Here is a 23,720-nt window from a genome sequence, read left to right as displayed (position 1 = left end):
TATCTGCGCTAGCGCAAACAGCGCAGCGATAAAGGGAGAAGAACGGTGTAGTTATTGATCAGGCCGCTTGCCAGGCGAGCGCTGGCGTGGTGAACACGGGGCGCAAAACGGGGCACATGAGCAGCCCCGTCGTCGAACAAGAGGCTTCGAGCAGGCGTCAGGGCTTGCGCGCCTGCCCCACTTCGGCGATCGCATCCTGGAACTCGGCCAGGTCTTCGAAATTTTTATACACTGAGGCAAAGCGGATGTAGGCGATCTTGTCGAGGCGCTTGAGTTCCTGCATGACGAGTTCGCCGATATAGCCGGAATCGACTTCGCGCAAGCCGCTGGTCAGCAGTTTTTCCTGGATGGACGCGATGGCCGTATCCACCGAGGCGGCCGCGACGGGACGCTTGCGCAAGGCCAGCATCAAACTGCCGCGCAACTTATCCGCAGCGAACTCCGTCCGGCTGCCATTCTTTTTGACGACGGCCGGCATGATAAGTTCAATGCGTTCGTACGTGGTAAACCGCTTGTCGCATTTGCCGCAGCGGCGGCGGCGCCGAATGGCATCCCCTTCCTCCGATACGCGCGTATCGAGAACCTGGGTGTCGCCGTGCTGGCAAAATGGACATTTCATGGGCTGGTTACAACTTTATAGTAATAATTACGGGAAATCGCCGCCCTTGTACAAAGGGCGCCCGAATCACTCCGGGCGCCCTTGGGCACGAAGGAATGTGTCATACGGAATCTTACTCCGTATGACACATTCTGGACAAATAATTATGCTGCGTACACAGGGTGCGCGTCGGCCAACACTTTCACGGCCGCTTTGACGCGCTCGATGGTGGCGGCGTCATGCGGGTTGTCCAGCACGTCGGCGATCAGGTTGCCCACTTCTTCCGCTTGCGCTTCCTTGAAACCACGCGTCGTCATCGCCGGGCTGCCCAGGCGGATGCCCGAGGTGACGAAGGGTTTTTGCGGGTCGTTCGGGATGCCGTTCTTGTTGCAGGTGATGTGCGCGGAACCGAGGATGGCTTCGGCTTCCTTGCCCGTCAGGTTCTTGGCGCGCAGGTCGACCAGCATGACGTGCGATTCGGTGCCGCCGGACACGATGCGCAGGCCGCGCTTGATCAGGGTTTTCGCCAGCACGTCGGCGTTCTTGATCACTTGCTTCTGGTATTCGACGAATTCAGGGCTCAGCGCTTCCTTGAAGGCGACGGCCTTGCCGGCGATCACGTGCATCAGCGGGCCGCCCTGGATGCCAGGGAAGATGGCCGAGTTGATGGCTTTTTCGTGCTCGGCCTTCATCAGGATGATGCCGCCGCGCGGACCGCGCAACGATTTGTGCGTGGTCGAGGTGACGAAGTCGGCGAACGGCACCGGGTTCGGGTACAGGCCGGCGGCGATCAGGCCCGCGTAGTGGGCCATGTCGACCATGAAGTAGGCGCCCACTTCCTTGGCGATCTTGCCGAAGCGTTCGAAGTCGATTTTTTTCGAGAACGCGGATGCGCCGGCGATGATCAGTTTCGGTTTGCGTTCGCGGGCCAGGCGCTCCATCGCCTCGTAGTCGATGTCTTCTTCCGCCGTCAGACCGTAGGAGACGACATCGAACCATTTGCCGGACATGTTCAGCGGCATGCCGTGGGTCAGGTGACCGCCTTCGGCCAGCGACATACCCATGATCAGGTCGCCTGGTTTCAGCATGGCGAAGAACACGCCCTGGTTCGCCTGCGAGCCGGAATTCGGCTGCACGTTCGCGCATTCGGCGCCGAACAGTTTCTTGACGCGGTCGATGGCCAGTTGCTCGGCCACGTCGACGTATTCGCAGCCGCCGTAGTAGCGCTTGCCCGGGTAGCCTTCGGCGTACTTGTTCGTCAGCTGCGAGCCTTGCGCTTCCATTACGGCTGGCGACGTGTAGTTCTCCGAGGCGATCAGTTCGATGTGATCGTGCTGGCGCGTGTTTTCTTTTTGAATGACGGCGAACAATTCAGGATCGACGTTGGCGAGGGTGTGATCTTTTGCAAACATGTAAAAACTCCAAGTATGAGGGTGCTTGTACTGGCAGGTTGGATCGAATGAGGGGAGCCGGCGTTAAGTGAATAACAACATTGGACGGGCAGCCTCTTCGTGCTTTTCCATAGTGGCTACCCAGGCGAACGGCTGATGAAAAATCTCACGTTTCCCGGTGGGTGCCCACCTTTCGCCGGTTTGCCGATCGCCACTCAGGGAGATCGCCCGACTTTTCGCCAGTCACGTGAGACGTAATGGAAGTCAAATTGTAAGTTAAGTGCCCAAATTGAGCAAGGAATGCAACCGTGCAGCTATAATCGCCGCGCGCCGCCGCAGCCCGGACAAGGCCGCGGCGCTTAAGCTGGACTTAAACCTGGCTGCGGCTTGTAAGCGTATGTTACGAGGCTTGCCATTGCCCGCCCCGGATTTACAATGCTGCGGTGCAACTTATATGCAGCTTTTGCATGGCTTTCCAGCAAGCGCCCACAGTCACAAGAAGAAAAATCGCGTAAAATGTTGCTCAATCTCACTACTGGCGCAATAAACATGCCTTCAGTCTTTACCTGGAACGTACGTGTCTACTATGAAGACACCGACGCCGGCGGCATCGTCTATTACGCTAACTACCTCAAATTCTTCGAGCGCGCACGCACGGAATGGCTGCGCGCCATCGACGTGGGCCAGCAGGAATTGCTGGAACAGCATGACGCGATGTTCGTTGTCAAAAGCGTCAACGCCGACTATCATGCGCCAGCCAGGCTCGATGACACGGTAAGATTAACCTTAAGCATAGAAAAAATGGGGCGTGCCTCCATCGTTTTCCTGCAACAAGCCTGGTGCGGCGACCGCCTGCTCAACACGGCCCGCGTCAAGATCGGCTGCGTCGATTCGGCACTGCGCCCGCGCGCCGTGCCTGATGCAGTCGCGGCCCGCATGCGCGCCACCTGAGCCCTACCGCCACCCCCGGATAATTCACCCAACAGACTGCCTGCCAATGAACGTTACACAAGATCTTTCTTTCCTCGCGCTCATCACCAATGCCCACCTGATCGTGCAACTGATCATGGCCCTGCTGCTGCTGATTTCCCTGACCAGCTGGACCTACATTTTCCGCAAGATGTTTGCCGTGCGCCAGGCGCGCAAGCAAACCATCGAATTCGAACGCAGCTTCTGGGCCGGCGGCAACCTGCATGCGCTGCACCAGAACGCCAGCGGCAACCGCGACCAGAGCGGCGCGCTGGCCCGCATCTTCGACGCCGGCATGGGCGAATTCATCAAGGGCAAGGCTTCCTACGGTTCGCGCGAAGCGCTGGACGTGGGCGCCGTGCTCGACGGCGCACGCCGCGCCATGCGCGCCGCCTTCCAGCGCGAAATGGACGTGCTCGAATCGCACCTGGCCTTCCTCGCGTCCGTCGGCTCCGTCTCGCCGTACATCGGCCTGCTCGGTACCGTCTGGGGCATCATGAACGCCTTCCGCGGCCTGGCCAACGTGCAGCAAGCGACCCTGGCCGCCGTCGCGCCCGGCATTGCCGAAGCGCTGATCGCCACGGCCATCGGCCTGTTCGCGGCCATTCCCGCCGTCGTCGCCTACAACCGTTTTTCGCATGACATCGACCGCCTGGCGATCCGCTTCGAAAGCTTCGTCGAGGAATTCTCCAACATCTTGCAGCGCCAGTCGCGCTAAGAGGGAGCAGCGTCCATGGGTTCCTCATTCAATAGCGGCGGCATGCGCGGTGGCCGTGGCCGCAAGTTCAAGTCCGAGATCAACGTCGTGCCGTATATCGACGTGATGCTGGTGCTGCTGATCATTTTCATGGTGATGCCGTCGTCGAACAATCCCAGCGTGGTGAACCTGCCCAACGCGGAAAAGTCGGCGAAACCGCCCGATGACTATATTCAGATCGTGCTGAAACCGAATGGTTCGCTGTCGATCGGCGTCATCGGCAAGGAACAGCTGGCGCCGGAAACGGAACCGAACCGCGACGCCCTGCTGCGCAAGCTGCGCGGTTTGCACGAGAGCAATCCAGACTATCCCGTGATGATCGCGGGCGACAAGGAAAGCAAGTACGACGATGTGATCCAGCTCATTTCGGAAGCGAAAAAGATGGGCATTACCCGTGTCGGCCTGGCCACCAAGTAAGCGCAGCATCCTGTTTCCAGACTTGACCGTTTTTAGATAGACTAGACTTTGCAGAACAAACAAATCGACCATGTACTCGGCAAGCCCTACAGCGTGCCGCGCGAACGCAGCCGCTGGCCCTCGCTGGGCCTGGCGCTGGCGATGCACCTTGGCCTGCTGTTTTTCCTGTGGGTGGGCGTACACTGGCAAAATACGGAACCTGTCGCCGTCGAAGCGGAAGTGTGGGACATGAAAGTGCAGACGGCCGCGCCGCCGCCCGAAGTGGCGACGGAACCGGAGCCGACACCCGCCCCGCCGCCGGAACCGCAAGTGGAACAGCCGGCCCCGCCGCCGCCACCGCCCGTGGCCGCGCCCGAGCCGAAGGTCGACCTGCGCGAGGCAGAGATCGCCCTGGAACGCAAGAAGGCCAAGCTGAAGGAAGAAAAAGAGAAAGCGGCAGAGCAAGAACGCCGCAAGCAGGAACAGAAGGAACGCGAGGAAGAAAAGCGCGAACTGGAAAAACAGAAGCAGAAAGAAAAAGACAAGGCTGAAAAGCTGGAAAAAGAAAAGGCCGACAAGCTGGAGAAAGCCAAGCTGGCCAAAGAGAAAGAAAAAGCGGCGGAAGAAAAAGCCGAGAAAGAACTGTCCGAGAAAAAAGCGGCGGCGGAAAAAGCCGCCAAGGCAAAAAAAGCAGCTGCGGAAAAAGCGGCGGCAGACAAATTGCGTGCCGATGATATGAAGCGCCTGATGGCGCAGGCAGGCAACGGCACAACGGGCACGGCCGCGAAAGCGACCGCGCCACGCAAGGACAGCGGCTATGTCGCTGCCCTGACGAGCAAGATCAAGAGCAATATCGCGTACAGCGGTAGCACGGAGGTGCCGGGCAACCCGCGCGCCGTGTTCAAGATCGAGCAACTGCCAACTGGGGAAATTATTTCGGTCCGAAAGATTAAAAGCAGCGGCCTGCCGGCGTATGACAGCTCGGTGGAAAACGCCATTAATAAATCGTCGCCACTGCCGAAGAAAAAAGACGGCACCGTGGAACGCGAGATTGAACTCATATTCGAGATGAAGGATTTGCCTAAATGATGACCATGAAAAAAATGAGCTATGTCGTGCTCTGCGCCAGCCTGATGCTGGGAGCGTCAAGCGCCCAGGCGCAGCTGCGCGTGGAGATTACGGGGATCGGCAGCAACCAGATCCCGGTGGCTGTGGCCAGCTTCGTCAATGAATCGGCGGCGCCGCAATCGCTGTCGGGCATTATCAAGGCCGACCTGGCGCGTAGCGGCGTGTTCAAGCTGATCGACGCCGATGCGCCCGTGGCGGAAACGGCGCCCGTCAGCTACGAGCAGTGGAAATCGCGCGGCGCCGACGCGCTGGCGGCCGGCAGCGTGCAAAGCATGGCCGATGGCCGCCTGGACGTGCGCTACAAACTGTTCGACACCATCAAGGGCGCGCAGATTTCCAGCATGAACAATGCGGCCGCGCCGCAGTTCAACCGCCTGCTGGCGCACAAGATCGCCGACGACATCTATGAAAAGCTGACGGGCGTCAAGGGCGCGTTCGCCACCCGCATCGCCTACGTCACGCAATCGGGCCGCGAATACCGCCTGGAAATCGCCGACGCCGATGGCGAAGGCATCCAGGTCGCCCTGCGCTCGAACGAGCCGATCATTTCGCCATCGTGGTCGCCGGACGGCACCAAGGTCGCATATGTGTCGTTTGAAAAGAAAAAGCCCATCGTCTACGTGCAAAACCTGGTGACGCGCCAGCGCACCATCGTGTCGAATGAAAAAGGCAGCAATTCGGCGCCGAGCTGGAGCCCGGACGGCTCGCGCCTGGCCGTGGCCCTGTCGCGCGACGGCCATACCCAGGTCTACACCGTCAATGCCGACGGCAGCGGCTTGCGCCGCGTCAGCACCAGCAGCGGCATCGATACGGAACCCCAATTCTCGGCCGATGGCCAAAGTATTTACTTCACCAGCGATCGCAGCGGCGGACCACAAATCTACCGCATGTCGACCAGCGGTGGCGAAGCCAAGCGCGTGACGTTTGGCGGCTCCTACAACATCAGCCCGCGGATTTCGTCCGACGGGAAGACACTCGCTTATATTTCCCGTCGCGACGGCAATTTCCAGCTCTACGCGCTCGACCTGGCTAGTGGCCAGGAACTGCGCCTGTCGGACACCGCCAACGACGAATCACCGAGCTTTTCGCCCAACGGGAAATATATCATGTACGCGACCGAATCCGGACGACGCAAGTCGCTGGCAGTGGTATCGGTGGATGGCCGCGTCAAACAGCGTTTGACTACGCAAGCTGGCAATATCAAGGAGCCCACCTGGGGTCCTTTTATGAAGTAAATGCTGTACAGTTTCACCTTTAACCATGACCCGGAGAATAAAAATGAGTAACTTTAAAAGTTTGGCTTTCATCGCCGCTACCGCAGCTCTGCTGTCCGCCTGCAGCACCCCAGTCAAAGTTGCAGAGACCCCAGTGGTTGAGCGCGCTCCTGAAAAAGTCGCAGCTCCAGTTGACACCCGTCAAGTTCAGCCAGTAACGACCGCATCGGTCGATCCACTGGACGATCCAAAAGGCGTGCTGGCTAACCGCAGCATCTACTTCGACTTCGACAAATACGTCGTACGCGAAGCGGACACCCCAGTCGTGCAAAACCACGCTGCTTACCTGGTGAAAACCCCATCGCGCAAGATCCTGATCCAAGGTAACACCGATGAACGCGGTGGCGCTGAGTACAACCTGGCCCTGGGCCAGAAACGTGCTGAAGCCGTGCGCAAGTCGATGGCTGCCCTGGGCGTGCCGGAAGGCCAAATGGAAGCCGTGTCGCTGGGCAAAGAAAAGCCTAAAGCACAAGGCAGCAACGAAGCAGCATGGGCTGAAAACCGCCGCGCTGACATCGTTTATTGATGTTGACGGGTGAGCGCGGCAGCATTGGCGCTTACCTAACTGGCCAGTCATAGGCATAATAATGGGGCGCAGCGCGGTGATTCACCGCCCGGCGCCCCGTTTGCATGTTTTGCGTAACCTTAGAAAGCCCGACCCATGATGACATTCTCGAAAGCCGGCGTCGCCGCCGCCTTGATGGCCGCGTTTGCCTACCTGCCCCTGCACGCCAACGCCGCCCTGTTCGACGACGACGAAGCACGCAAAGCCATCCTCGAGCTGCGCGCCAAGGTCGACGCGATGGCGCGCGACCTGAACGGCCGCATCGACGCCAAGGCGGACAAGACCAGCACCCTGAGCCTGCTCAACCAGCACGACCAGACCATGCAGGAGATCGCCCGCCTGCGCGGCCAGATCGAAGTGCTGGGCAACGACCTGGCGAATGTGCAAAAGCGCCAGAAGGATTTCTACACCGACATCGACGCGCGCCTGCGCAAGCTCGAACCGCGCCAGGTCACCATCGACGGCCAGGAAGCGGCCGTGGGCGTGTCCGAACAAAGCGCGTACGAGTCCGCGTTCGGCCTGTTCAAGTCGGGCGACTACAAGGGCGCCGTCACGGCCCTGGACGCCTTCGTCAAGCGCTATCCGGAATCGGCGTACGCAGCCAACGCGCAATACTGGCTGGGCAACGCCTATTACGCCCAGCGCGACTGCAAAAACGCCATCACGGCCCAGCAGGCAGTGCTGAAACACTACGCGGACAGCCCGAAGGCGCCCGACGCCATGCTCAACATCGCCAGCTGCTACACGGAGCTGAAAGACAAGCCGAACGCCACCAAGACGCTGAACGCCCTGATCTCGCGCTACCCGGACTCCAGCGCGGCGCAAGCGGCCAAGGAACGGGCCGGCAAAAAGTAAAAGCGGGGAAAAAGTTGCCCGTTAGGTTTGACAGAATCCCGGGCACCCCCTATAATCTTTCTTCTTCGGGTCGTTAGCTCAGCTGGTAGAGCAGCGGACTTTTAATCCGTTGGTCGCAGGTTCGAATCCCGCACGGCCTACCACGAATACGCAGTACTGATCTGCTTGCGAGTTGTTATAGCAAGCATTTTTTTACGGCACAGTGTTACCGAAGTTGTTGTAAAAAGTTTTTGGGTCGTTAGCTCAGCTGGTAGAGCAGCGGACTTTTAATCCGTTGGTCGCAGGTTCGAATCCCGCACGGCCTACCAAATACTACAGAGAAGCCAACCGTTCGCGGTTGGCTTTTTTGTTTTCGGCAGCATCACCTGCGCGGGATGCCATCGCTGACTCAAAGTTCCCTCCCCCGCATATCGAAAACCAGTCGTTAACGCGACGCCAGCGCCGGCCTTCCAGCCAGATGCGCGACCACCGCGCCCACGACCCGCCCCAGCGGCACCTCCACCCAGCGGTAAAACGCGGCGCCGGCCGCCAGGCTGGCGCCCCAAGCCGTCAGCATGCCCAGCGCCTGCCACTCCGGTTCGAGCGGGACATAGCTGATAAACAGCGCATTCACCAGCAGGCTGACGGGGAAGTGCACGAGGAAGACGGCATACGAGATGCGGCCCAGAGTGTTGACGATATTCCAGGCACGGCCCTGCGACGGGGTGCGGGCGCGGCCGAACAGGAACAGGGCGCAGGCGACGATCAGGGCCAGGGCGATCCGGCTGCGGTAGTCGACGGCCAGAGCCAGCAGCACGGGCACGGCGGCCATGGCCATGAGCGCGGTCATGGCGCCGGGCTTGCGGGCCGGGTCGCTGGCCCACCAGGCCATGAGCCCCAGGCCATAGCTGCCGAAGAAATACGGCGCCCAGTTATCCCAGCCCGCATCGAGGTTGAAATACAACAGGGAAAAAGTGATGCCCACAGTGATGGCCAGCGGCATCAGCCAGTGCCCGCGCCGCTGGCCGGCCAGGCGGCCACCCAGCCACAGCAGCAATACCGTCAGCAGGTACAGCTGGAAATCGATGGCCACGTACCAGGCGCCGGCCGACAGCGACTCATAGCCGAGCACGCCGTGCAGCAGCAAGGCATGGGCGCTCAGCTGGCCCAGGGTAACGGCGGCCGACATGGAGTCGTGCATCATCCAGATGCCGGCCACAGGGGTGATGATGGCCGCGAGCAAGGTGGCCGCCAGGAAAGGCGGCGCCAGCTTGGCATAGCGGCGCCAGACGGCCTGCAAGGGGGTGGCGATGCCGGGACGGCCTGCGGGAGAGAGGGACTTGGCGACGAGAAAGCCGCCGATGACGAGAAACACTTGCACGGCGATGCGCGCGCTGCCGCCCAGCCAGCCCAGCAACTCGGGCCACAGGGGCTGCACGTAGTCGGACATGGGCCCGTAAAACGCCAGATGGTGCAACACGATCAACTGCGCCGCGCCCGCCTTCAAACCATTGATCCAGCCAAACTGCGGACGATTTGCCAGGTCCGCCTGTGATACCACTGCTGCTGCCGTCATTCCCAATCCTTGCCGTGCCAGGTAGTGTCGCCAGCCCATCGCGCAACAGGCGCGCGGCCGAGGATTTACCGAAAGGCCGACATCATAGCCGAGCCTGGCACTTTGGTGACGCGCGGCAGATGAGCGGCATCAGTCCTTGCGCGACAAATCGGCGCGCAACAGGGTCTGGACCACGCTGCCGCCCTGCGCGTTCGCGCGCACCGCGACCACCATCGACGGCATGACGAACAGCACGCCATCCCGCTCCTCCCAGGTGTCGAGCAACTGCTCCAGCTCGCGCCCCAGCGATTCCGGCCGCTTGAGCTGCTGCGCCAGTTGCGCCGCGCACTTGCCGTCATTGCCAGTGCGGCGCGGACACTCATCGACGCGCACGAAAGGCGTCTTGCTCTCGCGCAAGCGCGCGGACAATTGCGCCGTCACCGCTGCCGGCGCGCCATCCAGATACAGATGGTAGGACGGCACACGGCAGCATTCCCTGGACAGCAACAGCACACCGACCGCGGAGCCAAAAGCGGCCGTTGGGGCTGATGGCACGTAGGCAAACGGCGGCGCGGCGCCGTCCCGCACAAAAGTCCTGGCCTGCTCGGCGGCGTTTGCGGCGCGCCAGCCCGGCAGACAGGCGGCATTGGCGGCCGCAAAGCAGGTCCGGTAGCCGGTTTGATCGCTGATAAACAATTCCTCGACCACATTGCGTGCGCCGGCCGCGCCAGGCGCAATACCGTCCGGACGGACCTCCCAGCTGCCCGCGCCGTTCTTGTGCCATGCGAACGCCGTGCGCGACCAGGCCCACAGCCGCTCGTAGGGGTTGAATTGATAGCTGGGCGCGTCCGCCAGGTAGATTCTCGGCAAGGGAATGGGATCGCGCCGCTTGCCGTCCGCATCGACCACCAGCACCACGGACGGCGCATATTCGCTGTCGACATAGGCAAACGATGCCCCGTCGGGCGAGATGGCCGCCAGAACATAGGCTTGCAGGTAGCCGTCGCCTTCGGGCGGACTGGGCAGCACGGTGGTTTTCAGCGGCAGGCCACGCAACAGGAAACCGGGACGCTGGTCGACGGGAAAATAGCGCACGCCAGGAGACAGGGGGAAGCCATGCATGTACGTCTCGTTACCACGGTAGCCGTATTCCGACGCCGCAATCTTCTCGACCACGGCCTTGCCCGCCTGCTCGTGGACCAGCGCCAGCATGCCGTCGTCTTCCTGCCGCTTGACGAAATACACGGGCTGGGCGAAATCGGTCCAGCGTTCGATGCCATCGGTGGTCTTGACGACGATTTTGTCGTTATATATCAGCCGCATGGAGTGATTCTCGGTGGACATCAGGGAGCCGCCGCCCTGGCGGTACTCGACCGACAAGGCGGCAAACCGCCCGTAGGTGTCGGCCCTGGTCACCTTTTCGCCGCGCCGCAGCACGGCGGCGTATTCGCCCGTGGCCGGCTCCGTGTAAGGCCAGCAGCCAGTCAGCAGTACGAAAGCGGCGGCGCACCACCAGCGATACCGTGCGAAATTTTTCATGCGTCGTCAGCCCTTCAGGTCAGGACTGCCCGCCCATGCTGCAAATTCGGCAATCTTGCAGGCATTCTACGGCAGATTCAGGACTGACTCAGGGCTGATTCGCTTGCGGCTGCTGCGCGAGGATGGCGTCGAGCAAGCCGGGGAAACGGCTGTCGATATCGGCGCGGCGCAGCGTATTCATGTGCGTCGTGCCCGCGTTTTCCGTGTAGACGAGGCCCGCTTCGCGCAAGACCTTGAAATGGTGAGAGACGGTCGATTTCGGCCGCCCGCCGTCGAGGTCGCCGCAAGCGGCCGCGTCGACTCTGGCCAGGTGGCGCACGATGTCGAGGCGGATCGAATCGCTCAAGGCGTAGAGCACGCGCTCGAGGACGAATTCGCTGGCGGGAGGATGTTTGTGTGGACGCATGTGCAGAATCATACAGCATGCGCTATACTAATTCCATTCTTCGAATATTTACGAACTACCGAATCAGCATCTCCCCATTTTCCTACTAACAAACACAAAGGCCACCATGTCCGCCCTCTTCCAGCCCTACACCCTCAAAAACGTCACCTTGCGCAACCGCATCGCCGTGCCGCCCATGTGCCAGTACATGGCCGTCGATGGCCAGGCCAACGACTGGCATCTGTCGCATTACGCGGGCATGGCCCGTGGCGGCGCCGGGCTGGTGATCGTCGAAGCGACGGCCGTGGCGCCCGAAGGCCGCATCACGCCCGGCTGCACGGGCATCTGGAACGATGACCTGGCGCAAGCCTTCGTGCCCGTCGTGAAAGCCATCAAGGCGGCCGGCTCCGTGCCCGGCATCCAGATCGCCCACGCGGGCCGCAAGGCCAGCGCCAACCGCCCATGGGAAGGCGACGACCACATTGCTGAAGGCGACGCGCGCGGCTGGCAAACCATCGCCCCGTCCGCCATCGCCTTCGGCGGCGGCCTGGGCAAGGTGCCGCGCGCCATGGACCTCGACGATATCGCCCGCGTGAAACAGAACTTCGTCGACGCGGCCATCCGCGCCCGCGAAGTGGGCTTCGAATGGCTGGAACTGCACTTCGCCCACGGCTACCTGGCACAAAGCTTCTTTTCCGCCCATTCGAACCAGCGCGACGACATCTATGGCGGCAGCGTGGAAAACCGCAGCCGCTTCCTGCTGGAAACCTTGAAAGCCGTGCGTGAAGTGTGGCCCGAGCACCTGCCGCTGACCATCCGTTTCGGCGTGCTGGAATTCGACGGCCGCGACGAGCAAACCCTGCTCGAATCAATCGGCCTCGTGCGCCAGTTCAAGGATGCGGGCATGGACATGATCAGCGTCAGCATGGGCTTTACCATTCCCGACGTGTCGATTCCGTGGGGCCCGGCCTTCATGGGACCGATTGCCGAGCGCGTGCGCACGGAGGCGGGCGTACCTGTCTCGTCCGCCTGGGGCTTCGGCACGCCGGCCATCGCCGAGCGCGTCGTCAAGGAAGAACAGCTGGACGTGGTGATGGTCGGCAAGGCGCACCTGGCCAATCCGCACTGGGCATACTTTGCCGCCAAAGAACTCGGCGTGGAACGCGCCTCGTGGACCTTGCCGGCACCGTACGCGCACTGGCTCGAGCGCTACTGATCGGTCTTGGGCTTTAACGTTGCCGGATGCCCCTCCAGGGGCAGTTCCGGCAGGAACAGCAGGAAGACCAGTCCCACCAGCAGCAGCACGGCGCCGGCGCCAAACACGCTGGCGATCGCATGGCGGTACACCTCGACCGTCTGCACCGCCGCCTGCGCGCCCAGCGCCGACACGGCTTCCACGCCATGCTTGTGCAGCTGGTGCGCGAGGATGGCGCCGGACGCCGTCACGCCGAGCAAGCCGCCCAGCGAACGGAAAAAGGCCAGCATGGCCGTGCCCACGCCGCGGCGCGCCAGGGGCAAGGCATTTTGCACGGCGATCGTCATGTTCGGCATCACCAATCCTAATCCCGTGCCGAGCAGAAAGATGGCCGGTTCGATGACCCAGTAACCGCGCGACGTTTCCATGGCCCAGGCCAGCACGGCAAACGCCAGCAGCGCCACGGCCAGCCCCGCCACCTGCACCATCTTGTACTTGCCCGAGCGCGACAGCACGCGGCCATTGAACATCGACGACGCCACCAGCCCCACCATCATCGCCACCGTCATCACGCCCGATTCGGCGGGACTCGTGCCCATCACCAGCTGGAAGAACAGGGGGAAGAAGACGCTGGCGCCCATCAGCCCCATGAAAGTCATGGCCATCACCAGGCTGGCGATATTGAAGGTGCGGTTCTCGAACAGGTCGGGCGGCAGCACGGGTTCGTCCACCCTGCCCACGTGGACGGCCAGCCAGGCGCCCAGCAACACAGCAATGCCGCCGCACACCTTGATGGCGAGAGAGTCCCATGGCCACTCCGTGCCGCCCAGCGCCAGCACCAGCAGGGCCGCCGTGATGGCGCCCGTCAGCAAAGCGGAACCCAGGTAATCGATCTGGTGCGCATGCATGCGCGCCGGCTTGCGCATGGCGCGCGCGATGATGACAAAGGCGGCCGCGCCGATGGGCAGGTTCACATAGAAAATCCAGTGCCACGACAGGGCATCCGTGATGACGCCGCCCAGCACGGGACCCAGCACGCTGGTGACGGCAAACACGACGGGCACCATGCCCTGCCGCTTGCCCCGCTCGGCCGGCGGCACGATGTCGCCGATGATGATTTGCGCCAGCGGCATGAAGCCGCCCGCGCCGAGGCCCTGGATGGCGCGGAAAATGATCAGCTCCGTCATGTTCTGCGCCAGCCCGCACAGCACGGAGCCGAGCAAAAAGGTCAGCAGCGCCGTGAAGATCATGGGGCGGCGGCCGTACTGGTCGGCCAGCTTGCCGTACAGGGGCATGGTGGCCGTCGACGCCAGCACATACGCCGTCACCACCCACGACAGATGCGCCATGCCGCCCAGGTCGTCGACGATGCGCGGCAAGGCCGTGGCGACGATGCTCTGGTCCAGCGCGCCCAGGCCCAGCACGGCCATCAGCCCCAGGTAGATGGCGCGCACTTCGCGCTCGGTGACGGGTTTTACAGCATCGGAGGCTTGATCGTGGCGGCTCATGCTTGTCCGATCTCAAGCAAGGGCTGCATGGCGGCTTCCAGTGCATCGACCTGCTGCGGCGACAAGCGGGCGATGCGCCGCGCCAGCGCATCGCGACGCCGCGCGCGCAGGGCCTCGAGCATGGTCAAGCCTTGCGCGGACACGTGCAGGCCCGAACGCCGGCGGTCCTGCGGATCGGGCGCGCTGCGCTCGACCAGCCCCGCCTCTTCGAGCGACTTGACCTGGGCGCTGACGGTGGGCCCGCGCACGTTCTGCAGCCGCGCCAGCGCGGCCACGCCGATGCCCGGCTGCTCGTGGATCAGGGCCAGCAGCATGTACTGCATCATCGACACATGGGCATCCAGCTCGCCCCCTTCGCGCTGCATGGAGCGCAACAGGCGCTTGAACGCCACGCGCAAGTCATCGGACAGCGCCAGCGCGCGTTCGGGGATGGGAAGGTCTTCGGTAATAAGCATGGAATGAGTTAAATAGGTAGGCTATCTACCTATATTAGACCGAGCATGTGGGCCACGCAAGGCTTTTTTCCACCCCGGCCCTTCCCAAAACCGCCGTTGGCCGTCATAATAGCCGCCCTTGGGTCGTTAGCTCAGCTGGTAGAGCAGCGGACTTTTAATCCGTTGGTCGCAGGTTCGAATCCCGCACGGCCTACCAAGAATTTGCAGTCGTTTGCATGCCACCATGGCAAGCACGCACCGCACAGTGTTACCGCAGTAGTAGTAAAAAGTTTTTGGGTCGTTAGCTCAGCTGGTAGAGCAGCGGACTTTTAATCCGTTGGTCGCAGGTTCGAATCCCGCACGGCCTACCAAATACTTCAGAGAAGCCCACGAATTTCGGTTCGTGGGCTTTTTTGTTTCTGGCCGTGCTCTGGTCGCGGTAAAGATTCGGAGGGTTGCCTAGATAACGAAAATCTAGGCCATGAAAAACGTAGGGGGCAAAAATTCTTCCCGATCAGGGCTTCAGCTTCCGCAATGTAGGCAACAATTGCCGCCCACGAAGCCCAAGCTCCGCTAAACGCATAGCTACCAGTGCTGGTTCCGTGAATAGGGGGCCATCGAAGGAAAGCCCGAGTACTAGCTGCCTAAGCTTTTCCACCAATAAGAGCGTAGTAGCTTCATCCTGAACAAGCGGACCGTAAGAAATATCCTCAACTCGATCAACCGCCAGCACATTTGTGACAAAAACTGGATGAACGGAGTTCTTATCCAGCTCAACATACTGATGACACCACTCAAGGCTGAGATAAAGCTGTCCTGCATCGCTTTTGTGAACAGGGGCAGCCTTCTCGCTCTTTGCCTCAATGCAATAGGCAATGTCATCGAAAATCCAAAGCGCATCTGGCCCACGTCCAGTTTGTTTCTCGGGGCGACTAGATGCAGATCCTAGCGCTACACCAAGCTCATATAAACCTTGCTCAACCACATCTGCGGGCAATGAAAAACTCAGCTTGCCGCGAATTTCATCTAGTCGTGCTATCGCGGCATTAGCGGAGACGAATTCGCTGAAATACGCGCATACGGCTACAGCTTGATCACTCATTTTGGTGAATTTTCTATCAGCCACCTTTTCCGGCCTCGGGAAGTTCGAGTTCATATCAAACACTGCACGATAGGCATCAACTGCCGCACCAGGCTCAAATTGATGCAAATAAGTAGCAACGCGATACAGGATTTCTGCCTTCTGAATTGGATGCAGCGTTCTGTCGTTGGCAGCCTCCCGCAAGACTGACACCGCAGCCTGGAAATTCCTTGATTTCGCGTACTTCCATGCTTCCCGGTTCGCGATAGCGACCTTCTCATGAGTAGTAAGCTCTGCACTTAACCTCGTTGTCAACGGTGCTTCCTTTACCCGCGCCCGGTGAGCATCTTTCCAACCCTCGTTGCGACTAAGTAGACCCGCAACCATTCCCCAGATCACTTCCGAAATGGATTTTCCTGGCCCCATTTTCGACAGTTCCTTCCCCAGGTCAACTTGCACCCGAGTTCTCCCCTCCAGCAAGTTTCGAACCGATTTTTTGCCAATAAATGAAGCTATATCGGTTCCAACTAAAAGTACAGCCGCATAGTCTGCGCTCGATCGAACGGGCCGCCCTAATGCCTGCTCAAACCGATTCACAGCGCGGACATCGTACTCTGGTGAATCTTTCTGCCGACTGGAGTCAATCTGATCACAAAGACGATCCCCACCGGGAATTCCATCAATAACCAAAATTCGGCAGGCATCATCAGGAAGGTCAACGCCATCAAATCGCTGTGCAAAGACCGCATAGTTCTTGGTGCTTGTTCGCAACGTTTCGATTGCAGCGTCTACCTGCTTCCCCTGTGAAAGTGTCGCCCCAGACTCTTCCCATACTTTCGAATGTGCGGTGGAATTGGTTAACACCACAACGTTCGTATATTTAGCGAGTCCCGAGCACATGTTCGCGATCTCTTGCTTGGTAACTCCGTTGCTAATCAACGAAGTCGGTAGAATCATGCGCTCACCTGCCCCTGCATCCTCCAGTGGTTCGATTAATCTCGAAAAGGCAGCCACATCACAGCCCAAGTCTGAGATCAACGACGATCCATCTTTTATACTCGCAGACATAAACAATCGGTGCTTCGCCATGCTGTAGGCTGCGTTTTCCTCCACTGCTGGGAGGGGCAACGAAATCTCCGCACCGGTCCCCGAAATACAAACTCTTGCCAATTCGGCATACCGATTGATGTTATCCCAGCGGAACAAAAGGTCTTCTTCTTCCTTATGTGGTTCAAGCAAATCCATGACCGATTTTTGGACCGCTGTCCATACCCAGTAAGGCACCTCGTAACGCGAATCAAAAGCTCCCGCATCGATTCCTCGCCAAGTAGCAGGATCAGTATTCTCGCAAAGCGGCTTCAGCAGCTCACGAAGTTGGACAAAACATTGAGCGGGCAACTTCGCCGTATAACACTGGCGCACTCGTTCAATACCTGCATGAACGTCATCTAAAACGAACGCTGCTGGACGAATTGAGTTGTTCTCAAAGGTTGACCTAGAGTTGAAGAGTCTGTCGTAAGTACATGCCAATATCATATCGCCAGCGAATGCCTCGTAGGGTGCACCCTTGGCTGGAAACGTAGCGACATTCACTCCGATCGCTTGGCCAGTTTGGACGACCTGATCTACAAGCTGGGTCGTTGGACAGAGATAAACTACTGGGTCGCCCTTGTATCTACGCCGCATCATTTCAGCGTAGACCAGTCCAACCACTGTTTTCCCGGAGCCGGTACTGAGCTTAACAACCACGTCGTGATGGTCAATTTGAGCGTCAATCGCGGACATTGCAGCGGCCTGCGCCAATCGCAAACTGATGTGGGTAGCCTTCCTATCCAACTGACCAAATAGTTCTTGTAAGGTTTTGGGAATATCCGCGTGAGCAGACTTTGAGAGTGTCGTGAAATCAAACATTTGCGCCCCGTACATAGCTTATGTAATATCAAGAGTGTATATCAGACAACAACATCCAAAACTGCGCTTGCGCAAATATTGTTTTCGCCGCCAACACCAACCAAGGGCCGGGTCAAGTCCACCATTCATACACAATTTCAGCCTTGACCGCCTCTATCAACAGCAAGTTGCGCTTTATCAAACACCGATATTGCCCGATCCACTGCCATCCCCATACCTGCCCGGCGTCACCCCCATCACCCGCTTGAACATGGCGATGAAGGCGCTGACGGTGTCGTAACCCAGGTCCAGCGCAATCGTCGTGACGGGCTGGCCGGCGGCCAATCGTTCCAGGGCGCGCAGGATGCGGGCGCGCTGGCGCCAGACGGACGGGGTAAAGCCCGTCTCGATCGTGAATCGGCGCGCGAGGGTGCGCGGCGAGACGCCGGCCCAGGCGGCCAGTGCTTCCACGCCACGCTCGTCGGCCAGGTCGTCAAGCACGGCGCGCGCCACGCGCAGCAGGCGTGGGTCCGTGGGTAGGGGCAAGCCGAAGGATTCGTGCGGCGCGGCGGCGATCTCGTCGAGGATCACGCCCGCCACCCGGGCCTGCCGCGCATCCAGTGCCTCCAGCGCGCCCTCGCCCCAGGTGCTGGCGCGGCTCACCGCCTCGCGCAGCAAGCCCGAGACGCGCATCACGCACGGCGCGGCGGGCAAGCCGGCGCAGCTGGCCTCGTCCACATATACGCTCCAGCCCGCAAACGGGCCGTGCGAACGCAGCGCGTGGACGTGATGGGGCGGCACCCACACACAGTGACTGGCCGGCACCACCCACTGTCCGCTGTCGGCGGCAACGGAAAGCAAGCCCCGCATGGCGCCGAACAGCTGGCCGCTGGCATGGCGGTGCGCCGCCGTCACCCTTTCCTGCGGCTGGACAATGCGCATGGCGCGCAGCGGCGGTGCTGGCGGCAAGATTGGCGGATTTGACGTATCGAATGACATAAACAACGCAGGCAAGACAATCCGGCCATCATACAGTGAAGTCTTTCCAACCTTCAGGAGTTCAGCATGCGTGCAGAAGACGTCTTAGCCGATCAACAAAACCAGGGCCAGTTCAATGGCGTCACCGTGCGCAAAGGCACGGTGGGCGCTTTTCTGGCCAATGCCCGGCTGTGGCTGGACGACGCCAGCAGCATCGAGGACAAGGCCATCGCCGAGCGCGACATTGTGGACGCCCTGCCCGCCCTGCACGCGCTGGGACTGTTCGATATCCTGCAGGTGCGCGATGCGGCGCTGCGCGAACTGGTGGCCGTCGCAACGGAGTAAGCGGCCAACGGCTCGTCCCCGGCGCGCATTTCCTCTATCATGCTGCTTTGCCCGCCTTCGCACCCGCCATGCCGTTTACCATTGCCGCCCCCGTCCACAGCGAACTGATCATCAAGAAAAGCCGTTTCATCGGTTGCGTGCAGCCGATGACGGACCGCGCCAGCGCGCAGCAGGTGGTCAATGACTTGAGGGCGCAGCATCCGGGCGCCTGCCACGTGTGCTGGGCGCTGCTGGCGGGCGGACAGTCGGCGGCCGTCGACGATGGCGAACCGAGCGGCACGGCCGGGCGGCCCATGCTCGACGTGCTGCGCCACCAGGACCTCGAAGGCGTGCTGGCCACCGTCGTGCGCTATTTTGGCGGCATCAAGCTCGGTGCGGGCGGCCTGGTGCGCGCCTACACGGACAGCGTGGCGCAAGCATTATTGCAGGCGGAAAAGACGGCCATCGTGCGCCAGCGCACCCTGCGCTGCACGGTACCGTATGCGATGGAAGGCATGCTGCGCCGCGAACTCGATGGCGCCGGCGCCACCCTGCTGAACGTGGCGCACGGGGAAGACGTGCTGTTCGACTTCAGCCTGCCTGAAACGGCGGCCACCGCCCTGCTCGCCCATCTGCATGAGGCGGGCAATGGGCGGATAGCCTGGCTGAAGGCAGAAGCCGAAGAGGAAGAATAAACCCTACAGGTCGCGCGGCCGCTTGATCTGCAACAAGATGAAATGCGTCCACGCCAGCGCGGGCAACACCATCAGCAACAACATCAGTCCGGCCGGCATGTCCGGCACGAAACGCACGAAGCAGGCAAGGAAGCCGGCGATGGCCAGCCAGAAGCGCCAGTTGAATGCATAGGCCTTGCGCGCCACCGTCGCCAGCGCGATGCGCCAGAATTCCAGCAAGGCCCACAGGCCGCCCGTCAGCAGCAGCGCGGCCAGCGCATTGGCGCCGGGGGCGTCGGCCCAGGTACGCACCAGGTTGTACAGCAGCAGAGGATAGCCGGCCGTGATAGCGAGCGTGGCGGGGCCGGCGGCGATGACAGCTTCAAACAGCTGCCCTTTGGAACGATGATCCACTAAACCGTGCTCCTCAAGCCACGACGCCCGAATGGGCGGCGATCACTTGCAGCGCGCCGGCCGCATCCTGCGCCCACACGCGCGTAAAACGGAAGTCGCCATGCGTTTCCACGTCGTGATACTTGCCCGTCAACTGCATGCGCACGGAGACCACGGCCACGTTGCCGTTGATGCGCACATGGCGCTCGGACGCGCGCAAGTCCGTGATGGCCAGCAGGCGCTGCTCGTGCGCGGCCAGGTCCGCATGCTTGCTCAGCAGATGACCCAGGTGATTCGTAAACAGTAGCTCGTCGGCCAGCAAGACATTCAGCGCGGCCACGTCGGACGCCATCATGGCCAGGCGCAAGCGCTCTTCCGCATCCAGCACTTGTACTTCCGTTAAAGCATTCATTTTTTTCCTTATTAAAATCACGCGCGCATATTAACAAACGGGAAAACCATGCTGGCACGAAATAGCCAATTTCACAATCATCCTGAAGGCTTATGCCTGTGGAGCATATTTATATAGCGTAATATTCGCAGCAGTATCGCGTAAAACACCCCATAGTACTGTACAGTGCTTGCCCTTTCGCCCCAGGCTGGGGCAGCAATGACTTGTAGTAAAGTGCTCTCCGCAGTCTCGAATAAAACCAAGATAAGGCCCCTTCATGGCAATTAACATCATTCTGAACCTGCTCGTTGCGCTGATCGTCTTCGCCTTCATGTTCCACCAGCAACGCAAACACGCGACGTTCACCGTGCGCGTCTTCACGGGCCTGGGCCTGGGCGTGCTGCTGGGCGCGGCCGTGCAGTGGCTGTACGGCGCCGGTTCGCCCGTCATCGCGGGCACCAATGAATACATCGACATCGTCGGCAGCGGCTATGTCAAACTGCTGCAGATGATCATCATGCCGCTGATCATGGTCTCCATCATCTCCGCCATTTTAAAGCTCAAGGATGCGAGTTCCCTGGGCAAGATCAGCGCGCTGACCATCGGCACCCTGCTCATTACCACCACGATCGCCGCCGCGCTGGGCATTTTGATGGCCAAGCTGTTCGGCCTGACGGCAGTCGGCCTGACCTCGAGCGCGGCCGAAGTGGCGCGCGGCGTGCAGCTGCAAGGCTCGCTGGAAACGGCGAAAGCCCTGTCGCTGCCGAAACTGCTGGTCAGCTTCGTCCCGACCAACCCCTTCCTCGACATGACGGGCGCGCGCAAGACGTCGACCATCGCCGTGGTCGTGTTCTCGATCTTCATCGGCATCTCGGCCACGGGCATCGCGGCGAAAAAGCCGGAAATTTTCGCGTCCTTCGAGCACTTCATGAAAGTGGCGCACGCCATCGTCATGCGCATGGTCACCCTGGTGCTGCGCCTGACGCCGTACGGCGTGTTCGCGCTGATGTTTGAAGTGGTGGCGTCGTCGAGCTACACGGACATCTTGAAATTGATCAACTTCGTCGTCGCCTCGTACAGCGCGCTGATATTGATGTTCCTCGTGCATCTGGCCATCATCGCCGGCGTGGGCCTGAACCCGCTGCGCTTCGTGAAAAAAGTCTTCCCCGTGCTGGCCTTCGCCTTTACCTCGCGCACCAGCGCCGGTTCCATCCCGATGAGCGTGCAGACGCAAACCCAGCGCCTGGGCACGCCGGAAGGCATCGCCAACTTCGCCGCCTCGTTCGGCTCGACCATCGGCCAGAATGGCTGCGCCGGCATCTATCCGGCCATGCTCGCCGTCATGATCGCCCCCACCGTCGGCGTCGATCCGTTCACCATCAGCTTCCTGCTGCCCTTGCTGGCCATCATCACCATCGGTTCCGTCGGCGTGGCCGGCGTGGGCGGCGGCGCCACGTTTGCCGCCCTGATCGTGCTGTCGGCGATGGACTTGCCCGTCGCGCTGGCCGGCTTGCTGATCTCCGTCGAACCGCTGATCGACATGGGCCGCACGGCCCTGAACGTGAGCGGCTCGATCACGGCCGGCACCGTCACCAGCCGGGTCATGGGCGAGACCGACCTGGCCGTCTACAACAGCGACGACGCGCCGGACCTGGATGAGGCGGAACACGCCGCCTAAAAGCCCAACGAGTTGCGCGCCGCGCCTTGCCGCTTTCGTCTATATTGGATCGCAATCAATACGGAGGAAGGCGCAAGGCGATGGAACAGAAATGGCCGCAGCAAATCTGGATCGTGCGTCACGGCCAAAGTGCCGGCAACGTGGCGCGCGATGCCGCCGAAGCGGAAAAACAGTTATTAATCGCCATCGCCGAGCGCGATGTCGACGTCCCCCTCTCCGAGCTTGGCGCGCGCCAGGCGCAAGCCCTCGGCGACTGGTTCGCCGCCCTCCCCCCTGAACAACAACCGACCGTCGTGCTGTATTCGCCCTACGTGCGGGCCCAGCAGACGGCGCACGCCGTGCTGGCGCGCATCGATGCCGACAGCTTGGGCGCCGTGGTGGCCGACGAACGCCTGCGCGAAAAGGAATTCGGCATCCTCGACCGCCTGACCGTGCACGGTATCGCCAGCAAGTACCCGGAATTGCACGAACAGCGCCAGCACGTCGGCAAGTTTTATTTCCGCCCGCCGGGCGGCGAAAGCTGGTGCGACGTCATCCTGCGCCTGCGCAGCGTGCTCGACACCATCACCCGCGAATACCGGGGTGAACGGGTGCTGATCGTCGGCCACCAGGTCATCGTCAATTGCTTCCGCTACCTGCTCGAGCGCTGCGACGAGCACACCATCCTGGCCATCGACAAGGCGGCCGACGTGCCCAACTGCGGCATCACCTCGTATGCCTTCAACCCCGCCCTGGGCAGACACGGCAAGCTGCAGCTGGACTTGTGCAACTTCGTCGCGCCGCTGGAAGCGGCCGGCACACCCGTCACGGCACAGCCCGACATGCCGGCCGCACCGAAATCCTGATCCTTCGGAGCTCATCCATGGACGCCATCGACATCACCCCCTCCCTGCTGCGCTCCTGGCCCCTGCCCATGCCCCAGCCCGACGGCGACAAGGAAGTGCGCGGCCATCTGCTGATCGTCGCCGGCTCGGAAGAAATGCCGGGCGCCATTGTGCTGGCAGCCACGGCCGCCCTGCGCGCGGGCGCGGGCAAGCTGACCCTGGCGACGGGCGCGTCGGTGGCGGCGCAAGTGGCCGTCGCCATGCCCGAGGCGCGGGTCATCGGCCTGGACGAAACGGCGCAGGGCGGCTTCCGCCACGAGGCGCGCCACCAGCTGGCGCCGCTGGCCGGCAAGGTCGATGCCGTGCTCGTCGGGCCAGGCATGTGCGACACAGCCGCTAGCTGCGAGCTGATGCGCCACCTGCTGCCCCTGTTTGCCGGCAGCCGCCTGATCCTCGACGCCTGCGCCATGCAGGTCGTGCGCCAGCCGCCGCAGTTTCATTTTAAGCAGCCCGTGCTGCTGACGCCGCACGCGGGCGAGCTGGCCCAGCTGATGGGCGTGACCAAAGATGCCGTGCTGGCCGACCCGCATGCCTGCGCCGTGGACGCGGCGCGGCGCTGGCATGCCATCGTCGCGCTGAAAGGCGCGCTGACCGTCATCGCCATGCCCGATGGCAACACTTGGACGCATGCGGGCGGCAATATCGGCCTGGCCATTTCCGGTTCCGGCGACACCCTGGCCGGCATCATCACGGGCCTGGCCGCGCGCGGCGCGCCGCTGGAGCAGGCGTGCGCCTGGGGCATCGCCCTGCATGCGCTGGCGGGCGAACAGCTGGCCTTGCGCTTCGGCATCCTCGGCTACCTGGCGCGCGAAATCCCGACCGAGATTCCCGCCCTGCTGCGCAATCTGGCGGCATAAAAACAACAGCATAAGCATATCCAGAAAGAATCGTTAGCGCAC

Annotated in this window: 24 protein-coding genes, 4 tRNA genes and 1 riboswitch; of the genes, 17 read left to right on the top strand and 11 right to left on the bottom strand. The window is 61.3% G+C overall.

Annotated features, from left to right (window positions below; translation table 11 throughout):
* Positions 1 to 157 precede the first annotated feature (157 nt).
* Both nrdR and glyA read right to left on the bottom strand, forming a co-directional pair.
* Positions 158 to 619, bottom strand: coding sequence for a transcriptional regulator NrdR (nrdR, locus tag D9M09_RS06215; RefSeq protein ID WP_034759169.1), 462 nt, complete (start codon positions 617 to 619; stop codon positions 158 to 160).
* 143 nt (positions 620 to 762) lie between these two features.
* The gene (glyA, locus tag D9M09_RS06210; protein ID WP_099409960.1) at positions 763 to 2,010 is read right to left on the bottom strand and encodes a serine hydroxymethyltransferase; all 1,248 of its coding nucleotides are present in this window, start codon (positions 2,008 to 2,010) and stop codon (positions 763 to 765) included.
* A gap of 111 nt (positions 2,011 to 2,121) precedes the next feature.
* Positions 2,122 to 2,246, bottom strand: a riboswitch (ZMP/ZTP riboswitch).
* A gap of 292 nt (positions 2,247 to 2,538) precedes the next feature.
* Between glyA and ybgC the strand changes: the two genes are divergently transcribed.
* The 9 genes from ybgC (at position 2,539) to D9M09_RS06165 (ending at position 8,241) form a co-directional block, all read left to right on the top strand.
* Positions 2,539 to 2,940: a tol-pal system-associated acyl-CoA thioesterase gene (gene ybgC / locus D9M09_RS06205; protein ID WP_121668826.1), complete on the top strand. Its 402-nt coding sequence runs from the start codon at positions 2,539 to 2,541 to the stop codon at positions 2,938 to 2,940.
* 46 nt (positions 2,941 to 2,986) lie between these two features.
* Complete coding sequence (gene tolQ, locus D9M09_RS06200; RefSeq protein ID WP_046682323.1) at positions 2,987 to 3,676, top strand: protein TolQ; 690 nt, start codon at positions 2,987 to 2,989, stop codon at positions 3,674 to 3,676.
* Between the two features lie 15 nt (positions 3,677 to 3,691).
* Positions 3,692 to 4,132, top strand: coding sequence for an ExbD/TolR family protein (locus D9M09_RS06195; protein WP_226939836.1), 441 nt, complete (start codon positions 3,692 to 3,694; stop codon positions 4,130 to 4,132).
* A 48-nt stretch (positions 4,133 to 4,180) separates the two neighbouring features.
* A complete protein-coding gene (gene tolA, locus D9M09_RS06190; RefSeq protein WP_083287381.1) occupies positions 4,181 to 5,200 on the top strand; it encodes a cell envelope integrity protein TolA in 1,020 nt (339 codons plus the stop codon).
* Between the two features lie 5 nt (positions 5,201 to 5,205).
* Positions 5,206 to 6,474, top strand: a complete 1,269-nt coding sequence (tolB, locus tag D9M09_RS06185; RefSeq protein WP_070219589.1) for a Tol-Pal system beta propeller repeat protein TolB — start codon at positions 5,206 to 5,208, stop codon at positions 6,472 to 6,474.
* A 43-nt stretch (positions 6,475 to 6,517) separates the two neighbouring features.
* Positions 6,518 to 7,039 (top strand): peptidoglycan-associated lipoprotein Pal, encoded by a 522-nt coding sequence (gene pal / locus D9M09_RS06180; RefSeq protein WP_034759187.1) that lies wholly within the window; start codon positions 6,518 to 6,520, stop codon positions 7,037 to 7,039.
* Positions 7,040 to 7,174: 135 nt separating this feature from the next.
* Complete coding sequence (gene ybgF / locus D9M09_RS06175) at positions 7,175 to 7,933, top strand: tol-pal system protein YbgF (protein ID WP_070219558.1); 759 nt, start codon at positions 7,175 to 7,177, stop codon at positions 7,931 to 7,933.
* Between the two features lie 67 nt (positions 7,934 to 8,000).
* Positions 8,001 to 8,076 (top strand) — tRNA-Lys (locus tag D9M09_RS06170).
* 89 nt (positions 8,077 to 8,165) lie between these two features.
* Positions 8,166 to 8,241, top strand: a tRNA-Lys gene (locus D9M09_RS06165).
* 116 nt (positions 8,242 to 8,357) lie between these two features.
* On the opposite strand, the gene D9M09_RS06160 is transcribed toward D9M09_RS06165, so the two are convergent.
* From D9M09_RS06160 to D9M09_RS06150, 3 genes are all read right to left on the bottom strand, one after another.
* Complete coding sequence (locus tag D9M09_RS06160) at positions 8,358 to 9,488, bottom strand: acyltransferase family protein (RefSeq protein ID WP_070312455.1); 1,131 nt, start codon at positions 9,486 to 9,488, stop codon at positions 8,358 to 8,360.
* 129 nt (positions 9,489 to 9,617) lie between these two features.
* Entirely contained in the window at positions 9,618 to 11,006 is a 1,389-nt protein-coding gene (locus D9M09_RS06155; RefSeq protein WP_121668825.1) for a hypothetical protein, read from the bottom strand.
* A gap of 88 nt (positions 11,007 to 11,094) precedes the next feature.
* The gene (locus D9M09_RS06150) at positions 11,095 to 11,412 is read right to left on the bottom strand and encodes an ArsR/SmtB family transcription factor (RefSeq protein WP_070290678.1); all 318 of its coding nucleotides are present in this window, start codon (positions 11,410 to 11,412) and stop codon (positions 11,095 to 11,097) included.
* A gap of 106 nt (positions 11,413 to 11,518) precedes the next feature.
* Between D9M09_RS06150 and D9M09_RS06145 the strand changes: the two genes are divergently transcribed.
* Positions 11,519 to 12,607, top strand: coding sequence for an NADH:flavin oxidoreductase/NADH oxidase (locus D9M09_RS06145; RefSeq protein WP_121668824.1), 1,089 nt, complete (start codon positions 11,519 to 11,521; stop codon positions 12,605 to 12,607).
* On the opposite strand, the gene D9M09_RS06140 is transcribed toward D9M09_RS06145, so the two are convergent.
* Both D9M09_RS06140 and D9M09_RS06135 read right to left on the bottom strand, forming a co-directional pair.
* Complete coding sequence (locus D9M09_RS06140) at positions 12,601 to 14,094, bottom strand: MDR family MFS transporter (protein WP_240453568.1); 1,494 nt, start codon at positions 14,092 to 14,094, stop codon at positions 12,601 to 12,603. The genes D9M09_RS06145 and D9M09_RS06140 overlap by 7 nt on opposite strands.
* The gene (locus D9M09_RS06135) at positions 14,091 to 14,549 is read right to left on the bottom strand and encodes a MarR family winged helix-turn-helix transcriptional regulator (protein WP_121668823.1); all 459 of its coding nucleotides are present in this window, start codon (positions 14,547 to 14,549) and stop codon (positions 14,091 to 14,093) included. The genes D9M09_RS06140 and D9M09_RS06135 overlap by 4 nt, the downstream gene beginning before the upstream one ends.
* Before the next feature lie 120 nt (positions 14,550 to 14,669).
* Between D9M09_RS06135 and D9M09_RS06130 the strand changes: the two genes are divergently transcribed.
* Positions 14,670 to 14,745: transfer RNA gene (locus tag D9M09_RS06130), tRNA-Lys, on the top strand.
* A 78-nt stretch (positions 14,746 to 14,823) separates the two neighbouring features.
* A tRNA-Lys gene (locus D9M09_RS06125) sits at positions 14,824 to 14,899 on the top strand.
* A 143-nt stretch (positions 14,900 to 15,042) separates the two neighbouring features.
* Here D9M09_RS06125 and D9M09_RS06120 read toward each other — a convergent pair.
* Positions 15,043 to 17,520 (bottom strand): DEAD/DEAH box helicase, encoded by a 2,478-nt coding sequence (locus tag D9M09_RS06120; protein ID WP_162995588.1) that lies wholly within the window; start codon positions 17,518 to 17,520, stop codon positions 15,043 to 15,045.
* Between the two features lie 177 nt (positions 17,521 to 17,697).
* Complete coding sequence (locus D9M09_RS06115; RefSeq protein WP_121668821.1) at positions 17,698 to 18,498, bottom strand: AraC family transcriptional regulator; 801 nt, start codon at positions 18,496 to 18,498, stop codon at positions 17,698 to 17,700.
* Positions 18,499 to 18,564: 66 nt separating this feature from the next.
* On the opposite strand from D9M09_RS06115, the gene D9M09_RS06110 reads away from it, so the two are divergent.
* On the top strand, positions 18,565 to 18,822 hold the full coding sequence (locus D9M09_RS06110) for a hypothetical protein (protein WP_121668820.1): 258 nt from the start codon (positions 18,565 to 18,567) through the stop codon (positions 18,820 to 18,822).
* A gap of 68 nt (positions 18,823 to 18,890) precedes the next feature.
* Complete coding sequence (locus tag D9M09_RS06105) at positions 18,891 to 19,496, top strand: IMPACT family protein (RefSeq protein ID WP_121668819.1); 606 nt, start codon at positions 18,891 to 18,893, stop codon at positions 19,494 to 19,496.
* A gap of 3 nt (positions 19,497 to 19,499) precedes the next feature.
* Here D9M09_RS06105 and D9M09_RS06100 read toward each other — a convergent pair whose 3' ends face one another.
* Positions 19,500 to 19,889, bottom strand: coding sequence for a hypothetical protein (locus tag D9M09_RS06100; RefSeq protein ID WP_121668818.1), 390 nt, complete (start codon positions 19,887 to 19,889; stop codon positions 19,500 to 19,502).
* Positions 19,890 to 19,902: 13 nt separating this feature from the next.
* Complete coding sequence (locus D9M09_RS06095; RefSeq protein WP_070290666.1) at positions 19,903 to 20,280, bottom strand: nuclear transport factor 2 family protein; 378 nt, start codon at positions 20,278 to 20,280, stop codon at positions 19,903 to 19,905.
* 256 nt (positions 20,281 to 20,536) lie between these two features.
* Here D9M09_RS06095 and D9M09_RS06090 point away from each other — a divergent pair, with 256 nt between their 5' ends.
* The 3 genes from D9M09_RS06090 to D9M09_RS06080 all read left to right on the top strand — a co-directional run bounded on the left by D9M09_RS06090 (position 20,537) and on the right by D9M09_RS06080 (position 23,678).
* A complete protein-coding gene (locus D9M09_RS06090) occupies positions 20,537 to 21,937 on the top strand; it encodes an L-cystine transporter (protein ID WP_070224693.1) in 1,401 nt (466 codons plus the stop codon).
* An 80-nt stretch (positions 21,938 to 22,017) separates the two neighbouring features.
* A complete protein-coding gene (locus D9M09_RS06085) occupies positions 22,018 to 22,782 on the top strand; it encodes a histidine phosphatase family protein (protein WP_070290665.1) in 765 nt (254 codons plus the stop codon).
* Between the two features lie 17 nt (positions 22,783 to 22,799).
* Positions 22,800 to 23,678: an NAD(P)H-hydrate dehydratase gene (locus D9M09_RS06080; protein ID WP_070290664.1), complete on the top strand. Its 879-nt coding sequence runs from the start codon at positions 22,800 to 22,802 to the stop codon at positions 23,676 to 23,678.
* The last annotated feature ends 42 nt before the right edge of the window (positions 23,679 to 23,720 follow it).

It is taken from the genome of Janthinobacterium agaricidamnosum, from assembly GCF_003667705.1.
Lineage (GTDB): Bacteria > Pseudomonadota > Gammaproteobacteria > Burkholderiales > Burkholderiaceae_D > Janthinobacterium.
Note: the sequence above shows the minus strand (reverse complement) of the source record. Positions and strands in the feature narration are given on the sequence as shown.

What these genes read in the sequence shown, in the direction of transcription:
- nrdR (WP_034759169.1), bottom strand. Translation starts at nt 619, where the DNA reads ATGAAATGTCCATTTTGCCAGCACGGCGACACCCAGGTTCTCGATACG.
- glyA (WP_099409960.1), bottom strand. Translation starts at nt 2,010, where the DNA reads ATGTTTGCAAAAGATCACACCCTCGCCAACGTCGATCCTGAATTGTTC.
- ybgC (WP_121668826.1), top strand. Translation starts at nt 2,539, where the DNA reads ATGCCTTCAGTCTTTACCTGGAACGTACGTGTCTACTATGAAGACACC.
- tolQ (WP_046682323.1), top strand. Translation starts at nt 2,987, where the DNA reads ATGAACGTTACACAAGATCTTTCTTTCCTCGCGCTCATCACCAATGCC.
- D9M09_RS06195 (WP_226939836.1), top strand. Translation starts at nt 3,692, where the DNA reads ATGGGTTCCTCATTCAATAGCGGCGGCATGCGCGGTGGCCGTGGCCGC.
- tolB (WP_070219589.1), top strand. Translation starts at nt 5,206, where the DNA reads ATGAAAAAAATGAGCTATGTCGTGCTCTGCGCCAGCCTGATGCTGGGA.
- pal (WP_034759187.1), top strand. Translation starts at nt 6,518, where the DNA reads ATGAGTAACTTTAAAAGTTTGGCTTTCATCGCCGCTACCGCAGCTCTG.
- ybgF (WP_070219558.1), top strand. Translation starts at nt 7,175, where the DNA reads ATGATGACATTCTCGAAAGCCGGCGTCGCCGCCGCCTTGATGGCCGCG.
- D9M09_RS06160 (WP_070312455.1), bottom strand. Translation starts at nt 9,488, where the DNA reads ATGACGGCAGCAGCAGTGGTATCACAGGCGGACCTGGCAAATCGTCCG.
- D9M09_RS06155 (WP_121668825.1), bottom strand. Translation starts at nt 11,006, where the DNA reads ATGAAAAATTTCGCACGGTATCGCTGGTGGTGCGCCGCCGCTTTCGTA.
- D9M09_RS06150 (WP_070290678.1), bottom strand. Translation starts at nt 11,412, where the DNA reads ATGCGTCCACACAAACATCCTCCCGCCAGCGAATTCGTCCTCGAGCGC.
- D9M09_RS06145 (WP_121668824.1), top strand. Translation starts at nt 11,519, where the DNA reads ATGTCCGCCCTCTTCCAGCCCTACACCCTCAAAAACGTCACCTTGCGC.
- D9M09_RS06140 (WP_240453568.1), bottom strand. Translation starts at nt 14,094, where the DNA reads ATGAGCCGCCACGATCAAGCCTCCGATGCTGTAAAACCCGTCACCGAG.
- D9M09_RS06135 (WP_121668823.1), bottom strand. Translation starts at nt 14,549, where the DNA reads ATGCTTATTACCGAAGACCTTCCCATCCCCGAACGCGCGCTGGCGCTG.
- D9M09_RS06120 (WP_162995588.1), bottom strand. Translation starts at nt 17,520, where the DNA reads ATGTTTGATTTCACGACACTCTCAAAGTCTGCTCACGCGGATATTCCC.
- D9M09_RS06115 (WP_121668821.1), bottom strand. Translation starts at nt 18,498, where the DNA reads ATGTCATTCGATACGTCAAATCCGCCAATCTTGCCGCCAGCACCGCCG.
- D9M09_RS06110 (WP_121668820.1), top strand. Translation starts at nt 18,565, where the DNA reads ATGCGTGCAGAAGACGTCTTAGCCGATCAACAAAACCAGGGCCAGTTC.
- D9M09_RS06105 (WP_121668819.1), top strand. Translation starts at nt 18,891, where the DNA reads ATGCCGTTTACCATTGCCGCCCCCGTCCACAGCGAACTGATCATCAAG.
- D9M09_RS06095 (WP_070290666.1), bottom strand. Translation starts at nt 20,280, where the DNA reads ATGAATGCTTTAACGGAAGTACAAGTGCTGGATGCGGAAGAGCGCTTG.
- D9M09_RS06090 (WP_070224693.1), top strand. Translation starts at nt 20,537, where the DNA reads ATGGCAATTAACATCATTCTGAACCTGCTCGTTGCGCTGATCGTCTTC.
- D9M09_RS06085 (WP_070290665.1), top strand. Translation starts at nt 22,018, where the DNA reads ATGGAACAGAAATGGCCGCAGCAAATCTGGATCGTGCGTCACGGCCAA.
- D9M09_RS06080 (WP_070290664.1), top strand. Translation starts at nt 22,800, where the DNA reads ATGGACGCCATCGACATCACCCCCTCCCTGCTGCGCTCCTGGCCCCTG.